Raw genomic sequence first — 8,393 nt, 5'->3', positions numbered from 1 at the left:
AAACCTTACCCGTGGTTAAAGGTTCCGCGTGCCATCGCTCGTCGGAAAATCAAGAAACATGGCCACGACTGGAAGCCAAAGTAAGTGCCATTCGACTTAAGGCGGTGTCACGGAGCAAAAGTAGCCGCGCGGCAGCTCGCTCCCGCGGTAGGTCACCGGGGTACTGAAGACAATGGAGCAGCGTTTGTGCATTGCAGCATTTTAGCAGTTGCGTTCAGAACTCGGCCAATGGAACCCCGTTGGCCATTAAGTGCCTTGGCCATGTTCTGGTAACTTAGATTGCTATTTATTAAGGAGCGGTATGCGCTTATTCCACGAGGGCTATCTGGTAATTTTATTAAAAAATGTGTTGAAGAAATCCAAGACATATTGGCGGCCTGGCGTCGGATTGCACATGCGGGCCGGCGTCGTCTTTCTTGCACTGTCAGCGGGCCTCGCGAACTTCTCGATCGGGCAGAACGTCGGTGACAAGGTCCCGCTTGCCCCGGCACGCCTGAAGGGTGGCGTGTCGGTTGAAGAGGCATTGAAGCAACGTCGTTCGGTGCGTTCTTTCCCTGACGCTTCCCTGGCGCTGGAGGACGTGACCGGTGAAGGCAGCCGAATGGCAAGTTAAACAACGAATCGTTCAAGTGCCAGAAACCTGACAGTGGTGAAGAATTCAACGACAACCATCGCTGCACTCCTGTCAACCATTTGCACGCTGCCAGCGTCAGCACTATGGATTTTCCCAGGCATTGGAAAGGTCTTTGAGGTGCTGGTGGCCGACCGAGTCCGCTTCACGGCGCACGATTTCTGGCAGATATACAGCCGCTGCCTGACCGCAATTGGGAATTGCGGCGCTCACCCAGGTAGCACAGCGCGTCAGCGCACCATCGGCCCGGAGAGCTGCTGCATGATTTCGCGCGCGATGGTATTTAAGGGCACCAAGCGTTCCACGCCGCCGCGTTTCACCGCCTCCTTGGGCATGCCGTAGACCACGCAGCTCTCTTCATCTTGCGCCAGCGTGCGCGCACCGGCCTTGCGCATCTCGGCCAAACCGGCGGCACCGTCGTCGCCCATGCCGGTCATGATGACTCCCAGCGCGTTGGCGCCAGCGCATTTGGCCACCGACCGAAACAGCACGTCCACGCAGGGGCGGTGCCGGTTCACCAGGGGGCCATCCAACACCTCCACAAAATACTGCGCGCCCGTGCGCCTGAGCAGCATGTGCTTGCCACCGGGTGCAATCAAGGCGCAGCCGGGCACCACGCGGTCGTTGTTTTGTGCTTCCTTCACCGTGATCTGGCACAGGCCGTTGAGCCGGTTGGCAAACTCGGCGGTAAATTTCTCGGGCATGTGCTGCACGATCACAATGCCCGGCGTCACGCGGGGCAGGGCGGTCAGCACCACTTCCAGCGCCTGCGTGCCGCCGGTGGAGGTGCCCAGTGCCACCACGCGCTCGGTCGTCTGGAGCATGGCGCTGTGGTGGTCGCTGGCCGGCAAAACAGCGTCCGCCGTGAGCTTTTCAACCACCTGCAGCCGTTTCACGTTGGCGCGCGCGGCGGCTTTCACGGCCGTGACCAGATCATCCGAGGCATCCACCAAAAACTGCTTCAGGCCGATCTTGGGCTTGGTGATGATTGCCACCGCACCGGCCGAGAGCGCCGCCAGTGAGGTCTGCGCGCCTTTCTCCGTCAGGGTCGAGCAGATCACCACCGGCGTGGGCCGTTCGGCCATGATTTTTTTCAGGAAAGTGATGCCATCCATGCGCGGCATCTCGATATCAAGCACAAACACGTCTGGCCACTGCACCTTCATGCGCGCCATCGCCAAAATGGGGTCGGCCACCGCTGCGATCACTTCAATATCGGGGTCTTCGGCCAGCAGGGCGGTGACCACTTGGCGCACCACGGCCGAGTCGTCCACCACCATCACTTTGATACGGCTCACAGCAAATCTCCTTTGTCACCCGTGTCCTGCCCGATGGGCCTGACCTGGTGCGACCAAACGTCGCCATTGCTGAGGTCAAAAATAATTTGCCGGTGGCCCATGCCAAACAGGCTCTCGGACACCACGTCAATGCCGTGCTCCTGCAGCAGTGCCAGGGCCGCCTCGCCGTTGCGCTGGCCCACGTTCAGGGCGCCAGCACGCAGTTTGCCGGGAAACATATTGCCCCCGCCAAATATCTTGGCCTGACAATGCGCCGAGGGTACGCCCAGGCGCTGCAAGTCCTGCAGCATCAGCACTAAAGCTTCGTCGCCGTAGCGCGCGTCGAGCGCCTGTCTGGGCTTGGACGCGCCGCGTGTGGGCAGCAAAAAATGGGACATGGCACCCAGGCGCGTGGCCGGATGCCACAGCGTGATCGACACGCACGAGCCCAGCATGGTGCGTAACTGGTAGTCCGCGTCCGCGACAAAATACTCGCCGGGCTGCAGAAAGATATCGATCAAATTGCGCAGCTTGGGCATGTCACGCGGGCTTCTGGTAAATCGACGGCGCGACTGCTTTCACCGCCTGGCTGATGTCGTTCAGGCTCTCGGAGTGGCCGATGCAAAAGTAACCGCCCGGCTTGATCTGGGAAAGCACGCGCGTCACCACCTGGCGCTTGGTTTCTTCATTGAAATAGATCATGACATTGCGCAAAAAAATGATGTCAAACGGTCCCAGTTCGGGCAGCGCCGCGTTCAGGTTGACCTGGCGAAAATGCACCCGGCTGCGCAACTGGCGGTTCACCAACAGGCTGCCTTCATGCTCGTCGCGGCCCTTGAGGCAAAAGCGCTGCAGGTAATTTTGCGGAATATGGCGCGCCCGCTCCAGGCTGTAGTGCGCACGCTGCGCCCCGGCCAGCACCCGGGTGCTGATGTCGCTACCCATCACCTCCCAGGGCGTTGTCTCCAGGCAGTCGGCCAGCACCATGGCGATGCTGTAGGCCTCCTCGCCGCTGGAACTGGCCGCGCTCCAGACGCGAAACATCTGCGTGCGGTTGCGCGCTGCCAGTGCCTGCTGGCGCAGAAAATCAAAGTGCTTGCTCTCGCGGAAGAAATAGGTCTCGTTGGTGGTCAGCAGGTCGACCGCGATCTGCACTTCGGCGCCGTGTTGCGGCGCGCTCAGCAACCGGAAGTAATCGCCAAAACTCTCCAGATGGTGGTGCGCCAGCCGCTTGGACAAGCGGCCAGCCACCAGCGCCTTTTTGGCGCCAGACAGCGTGATGCCCGCCGCATCAAAAATAAAGCGCTGGAAGTGGGTGAATTCGGTGTCGTTGAGGGCGTGCATGGTGGCTGTTGGGATTCGGTGTCGATAGCTCTTTTTGATAGCCACGCGCAGGGGCTAGCGCTGCAAGGCAGGTCTTGCGTATACATTTATACGTTTTGGCCGTCTAGCCCCCGTGGAATAAGCGCGAGCAGCTATCATTTCTTCTAGTTCGGCAGCTTGCGCTGACGATGGCTCGACCTACAAAGCTGAACATTCGTCCGTGAGGGAGCAGCGCCCTCGCCACTAAGCTGGTTTTTCACGCTATCTCTGCCTGCGCTGCCACCTGTCCGAGCGCACCGAGTTCGTCGGTGGACAGCACCTGGTGCACGTTGAGCAGAATCACGAACTTGCCCGCGACCTTGCCCATGCCTTCGATGAAGTCGCTGCGAATCTTGGCGCCAAAGCTCGGGGGCGGCTCGATCTCGCTGCGCGGAATTTCCAGCACGGCGTTGACGGCGTCCACCACCACGCCCATGTCGTGGCGCTCTTCGCCCGACTCAACTTCGACGATCACGATGCAGGTTTTTTTGGTCACGGCACTGGCGGGTTTGCCGAAGCGCGCCGCCAGGTCCAGCACCGGCACCACGGCGCCGCGCAGGTTGATGACGCCGCGGATGCAGGCCGGCATCATCGGCACCTCGGTCAGGCCGTTGTATTCGATGATTTCCTTGATGCCCAGAATGCCGATGGCGAAGGTTTCGCCCCCGAGCATGAAGGTCAGGTATTGCTGCTGCTCTTCCAATTGAGCCTGCGGCGCCACCACGCCAGATTGGCGTTTGAGCGCCGGTACGATTTGATTCATGGTCGTTCTCCTTAAATGGTTGAGGACAGAGCCGGTTCACTGCGTGTAACTGCGGTCTGTCCCGCAATGCCTCAGAATTTCGAGAACTTGCTCTCGTCGACCTCAATGTCGCCAGCACCGGCCAACGCCACTCTAGGCATTGCTCCCATCTTCATGGCGGCAGGCTTGGCATTGAACACCGGCTTGTGTGGCACGGCACGCCGCACCACGGCGTTCGAACTCTCCACCTTGAAGAACGACATGGTTTGCTGCAACTGCTCGGCCTGGCTGCTCATCTCTTCCGAGGTGGCGGCCAGTTCTTCGGAGCTGGACGCGTTTTGTTGCGTGGTTTGGTTGAGTTGGCTGATGGCCGAGTTGATCTGTCCGGCACCGCTGGACTGTTCTTCCGAGGCAGCGCTGATCTCCTGCACCAGGTCCGAGGTTTTCTTGATGCGCGGCACGATCTCGTCGAGCAGCTTGCCGGCTTTTTCGGCCAACTCCACGCTGTTGGTTGCAACCTCGCCAATCTCTTGCGCGGCAATCTGGCTGCGCTCAGCGAGCTTGCGCACTTCGGCAGCGACGACCGCAAAACCCTTGCCATGTTCACCGGCGCGCGCCGCTTCAATGGCCGCGTTCAAGGCGAGCAGGTTGGTCTGGTAGGCAATGTCGTCAATGATGCCGATCTTCTTGGCGATCTGCTTCATGGCCGCGACCGTGGCTGCCACGGACTCGCCGCCTTCAACCGCCTGCGTGGCGGCCTGGCTGGCCATGCCGTCGGTGACTTTGGCATTCTCGGTGTTTTGCGCAATGCTGGCGGTCATCTGCTCAATCGACGCGCTGGTTTCTTCAACACCGGCGGCCTGTTCGGTGGCCGCCTGACTCAACGACTGTGCGGTGGCGCTAACCTCTTCAGAAGCACTGGCCAGGGCTTGTGCGCCGCCGTTGACGTCGCCGACCACTTGCGACAGTTTGGCGATCATGGCTTGCATGGCCTGCAACAGTTGGCCGGTCTCGTCTTTGGCAGTGTTTTCGATTTTGATGGTCAGATCACCTTCAGCCAGGCGGCTGGCCGCATCCCTGGCCTTGATCAATGGCACCGTGACACCGCGGCTGATGAAGTACCCCAGCAGAATACCAAGCAAGACGCCACCCACCATGAAGCCGAGCATCAGCGTTCGACTCTGCGTATAGAGTACCGTGGTTTCATCGGATTGGTCCTTGGCTCGCTGTTCCTTGATTTTGGACAGCTCGGTCATCATCTCGTCAAGCTTGTCACCTTCTTGACGTATCTCATTGAGTTTTGTACTCAGCTCTTCGCTGCGCTCTTGCAGCTTTTCATTTGCCGCCAGCTGCTGCGCCTGCTGCATATCCTTTTCCCAGTCAACCGATATCTTGGAAAAATTGACAAAAATATCCTTTGCCTTTTCTGAAACAAACAAAGGCTTTGCCTTGTCGAGATTGAGCTTCATTCTGCTGAGACTCGCGTCTATTGCGGCCTGGTATTTTTGTCTTTCATCCTGAGTCGTGGCGAGTAAATAGTTGCCGCGGGCACGGCCATTGAACAGGAGATCGATATTGGCTTCCTTGATATAGGACAGTCCCAATAATTCCTGCGCATACATGGCGTCGGCCATGTCATTGATCTTTCCGGCGTTACTCATGCCGATGAGGCCAACCACGACGCTGATTGCGGCGACCAGTATGAATCCGACGATCAGCCGGACTCCGATCTTGATATTTGAGAACATGGCGTATTTCCTAAGGTTAACGACTAAAAAAAAGGTTTCTATTCGGCAAGAACAGCCGCTTTGGGCACGGACCGGCCCTGACTGGCCTGCAGCACCAGCGCCGGCACATCCAGAATCAGCGCCACGTCGCCAGTGCCCAAAATGGTGGAGCCACTCACGCACTTGACCTGGTTGAACATCTTGGCCAGCGGCTTGATCACGGTCTGGAACTCGCCCAGGAGCGTGTCCACCACAAGACCGGCCTTTTGTCCGGCGTGTTTGAGCACCACAATGTTTTCGCGCCGGGTGATGGGCTCGCTCACCGTGAACAGCTCGCGCAGGCGGATGAAAGGCAGCACTTGGCCGCGCAGGTTGGTGTAGTCGTGGCCCGGCTCGGCGCTGTAGGCCACGCATTCTTCAATCATGTCCAGCGGAATGGCAAAAACCGACTTGCCAACTTCCACCAGAAAACCGTCGATGATGGCCAGCGTCAAAGGCAGGCGCACCGTGACCGTGGTGCCAACGCCCTCCTGGCTGTCGATGCTGACAGTGCCGCGCAGCGCCGTGATGTTGCGCTTGACCACATCCAGGCCGACGCCGCGCCCTGAGAGGTTGGAAACCTTCTCCGCGGTGGAAAAGCCGGGCTCAAAGATCAGCGCGTAGACCTCGGCATCGCTCAGGTTCTGTCCCGCTTCGATCAGGCCGCGCTCAATTGCCTTGGCCAGGATGCGCTCGCGCTTCAAACCGCCGCCGTCGTCCTGCACGCTGATGACGATGGAGCCCGAGTCGTGGCAGGCGTTGAGCGTGAGCGTGCCTTGCGCGGGCTTGCCCCTTTGAGCCCGCAACTCGGCTGCTTCAATGCCGTGGTCCATCGAGTTGCGCACCAGGTGCATCAAGGGGTCGCCGATCTTCTCGACCACGGTTTTGTCGAGCTCGGTGTCTTCACCCCGGATCACCAACGCCACATCCTTGCCCAGATCACGCGAGACGTCATGCACCACGCGCTGAAAGCGGTTGAAGGTGGCGCCTATCTTGACCATGCGCAGTTGCAGCGCGCTGTCGCGCACTTCTTCAACCAGGTCCGACAGCCTGGACGTGGCCTCTTGCAGTTCGGCGATCTTGGCGCGCGCCGCAATCAGGTTCACGCCAGCGCCCACGATGATCAGCTCGCCCACCAGGTTGATGAGCTGGTCGAGCTTTTCGGCATCCACCCGGATCGAGCGGCTCTCGGCAGCGCCCACTTCCCGGTTTTGCTTTTGCTTGTTCAGGGCTGCGTCCACCACCTCCGGGCGCACCGAGCCTTGTTCGACCAGGATGGTGCCAATGGGCTTGGCGGGCGAGTCGGCCTGGGTGTCAAGCGCTGTGTCAAGCTCTTGCGCGGTGAGGCTGCCGCAGCTCAGCAGCATCTCGCCCACGCGCGCGCCCGTGTTCGGGTGGCTGTTGATGAGTTCGATGTAGTCAGCGACCAGACTGTGCGGCGGGAGAATGCGCAAGCGGCAGTCGTCGCGCACAAACTCAAACACATTCTCGATCGTCTTCTTGTCGGCATCACTTTGCAGTGCAATTTCAAAGCCGAGGTAGCAGGTCTCGGGGTCCATCAGCTCTGCCTTGGGAATGGCGTCGGCCAGGGTGGCGATGCCGATGATCTTGCCAAGCGTTTGCAGATAGCGCAGGAACGAGAGCGGGTCCATGCCGTTGCGCAGCACGTCCGGTCCAAAGCGCACCGAGATATGCCAGTGGTCCACGCCGTTGTCGCCCGCAATGCGCGCGATCGGGTCAATGCCGGGCATCAGGCCGGTGGTCACTTGCGTGCTGGTGGCAGTCGGTGGCGCCAGGTAGGCGCGCAGCTGCAGCAAAATCGGCTCGCCCTGCTGTTGCAGTTCGGCGTCTGGCTCGGTCTGGCCTGCCGCCACCGCTTCAATCAGTGCGGCAATGTGGTCGCGGCATAAGAGCAGCAGCACGATCAGTTGGTCGGCAATGCTGAGCTTGCCTGCGCGCACATGGTCAAGCACGCTCTCCACCACATGGGTAAAGGCCACGATGTGGTCCAGCCCGAACAGGCCGGACGAGCCTTTGATGGTGTGTGCCGTGCGAAAGATGGCGTTGATCAGCTCGTCTTTTTCCTGCGCCTGCTCGATCGCAAGCAGCGCGTCTTCCATGCCTTCGAGCAGCTCGCGGCTCTCGATCACCAGGGTCTGTAGGGCGTCATCAAGATTCATGGCATTGGCTCCTTGCGTCAAGCGTTGGCGGCGCGGGTGGCGCGCGGTGCCATCACCAGCGGGTCGTTGAAAAACGCCGCCAGGTTGAGCAGCTCAAACACTTCCAGCACGGCCGGGCTGTGGCTTACCAGCGCGAGCTCGCGCTGTTGCGCCAGGGCGGTCTTTTTGGCCAGCATCAGCAGTTGCACGCCCGCGCTGTCAAGCTCGGTGACGCCACTGAGATCAATCGTGCGGGGCATGGGCTCACTGAGCAGCTCGGGCTTGAGTTCTGCGGCCCGAAAAATGGTCAGCTCGCCGTCAATGCGCAGCACCGAGGGGTCGCGGGTGGGTTGGGGGTCAGAGGTCATGGGCTTATCCCTTGGTTCTTGTTGGCTTAGTTTTGGTGCCTCAAGGCAGGCACAGCTTTTGCACCGCGCCCAGCAACTGCTCGGGCTT

Annotated in this window: 8 protein-coding genes; 1 reads left to right on the top strand and 7 read right to left on the bottom strand. The window is 60.1% G+C overall.

The window, feature by feature from the left end:
* Positions 1-301 precede the first annotated feature (301 nt).
* Positions 302-613, top strand: a complete 312-nt coding sequence (locus GZ093_RS18995; protein WP_296489112.1) for a hypothetical protein — start codon at positions 302-304, stop codon at positions 611-613.
* A 248-nt stretch (positions 614-861) separates the two neighbouring features.
* Here GZ093_RS18995 and GZ093_RS18990 read toward each other — a convergent pair whose 3' ends face one another.
* The 7 genes from GZ093_RS18990 to GZ093_RS18960 all read right to left on the bottom strand — a co-directional run bounded on the left by GZ093_RS18990 (position 862) and on the right by GZ093_RS18960 (position 8,305).
* A complete protein-coding gene (locus tag GZ093_RS18990) occupies positions 862-1,929 on the bottom strand; it encodes a chemotaxis response regulator protein-glutamate methylesterase (protein WP_296489110.1) in 1,068 nt (355 codons plus the stop codon).
* On the bottom strand, positions 1,926-2,447 hold the full coding sequence (locus GZ093_RS18985) for a chemotaxis protein CheD (protein ID WP_296489109.1): 522 nt from the start codon (positions 2,445-2,447) through the stop codon (positions 1,926-1,928). Before GZ093_RS18985 ends, GZ093_RS18990 begins: the two co-directional genes overlap by 4 nt.
* Before the next feature lies 1 nt (position 2,448).
* On the bottom strand, positions 2,449-3,252 hold the full coding sequence (locus GZ093_RS18980) for a protein-glutamate O-methyltransferase CheR (RefSeq protein ID WP_296489107.1): 804 nt from the start codon (positions 3,250-3,252) through the stop codon (positions 2,449-2,451).
* A 235-nt stretch (positions 3,253-3,487) separates the two neighbouring features.
* Positions 3,488-4,033 (bottom strand): chemotaxis protein CheW, encoded by a 546-nt coding sequence (locus GZ093_RS18975; RefSeq protein WP_296489106.1) that lies wholly within the window; start codon positions 4,031-4,033, stop codon positions 3,488-3,490.
* 71 nt (positions 4,034-4,104) lie between these two features.
* Positions 4,105-5,760, bottom strand: coding sequence for a methyl-accepting chemotaxis protein (locus GZ093_RS18970; protein WP_296489104.1), 1,656 nt, complete (start codon positions 5,758-5,760; stop codon positions 4,105-4,107).
* A gap of 38 nt (positions 5,761-5,798) precedes the next feature.
* A complete protein-coding gene (locus tag GZ093_RS18965; RefSeq protein WP_296489103.1) occupies positions 5,799-7,958 on the bottom strand; it encodes a chemotaxis protein CheA in 2,160 nt (719 codons plus the stop codon).
* A gap of 17 nt (positions 7,959-7,975) precedes the next feature.
* Positions 7,976-8,305 carry an STAS domain-containing protein gene (locus GZ093_RS18960; protein WP_296489101.1) on the bottom strand — a complete coding sequence of 110 codons (330 nt, stop codon included), beginning with the start codon at positions 8,303-8,305 and terminating at the stop codon, positions 7,976-7,978.
* Between the last annotated feature and the right edge of the window lie 88 nt (positions 8,306-8,393).

The sequence above is a fragment of the Rhodoferax sp. genome, from assembly GCF_010365055.1.
GTDB lineage: Bacteria > Pseudomonadota > Gammaproteobacteria > Burkholderiales > Burkholderiaceae_C > Rhodoferax.
Note: the sequence above shows the minus strand (reverse complement) of the source record. Positions and strands in the feature narration are given on the sequence as shown.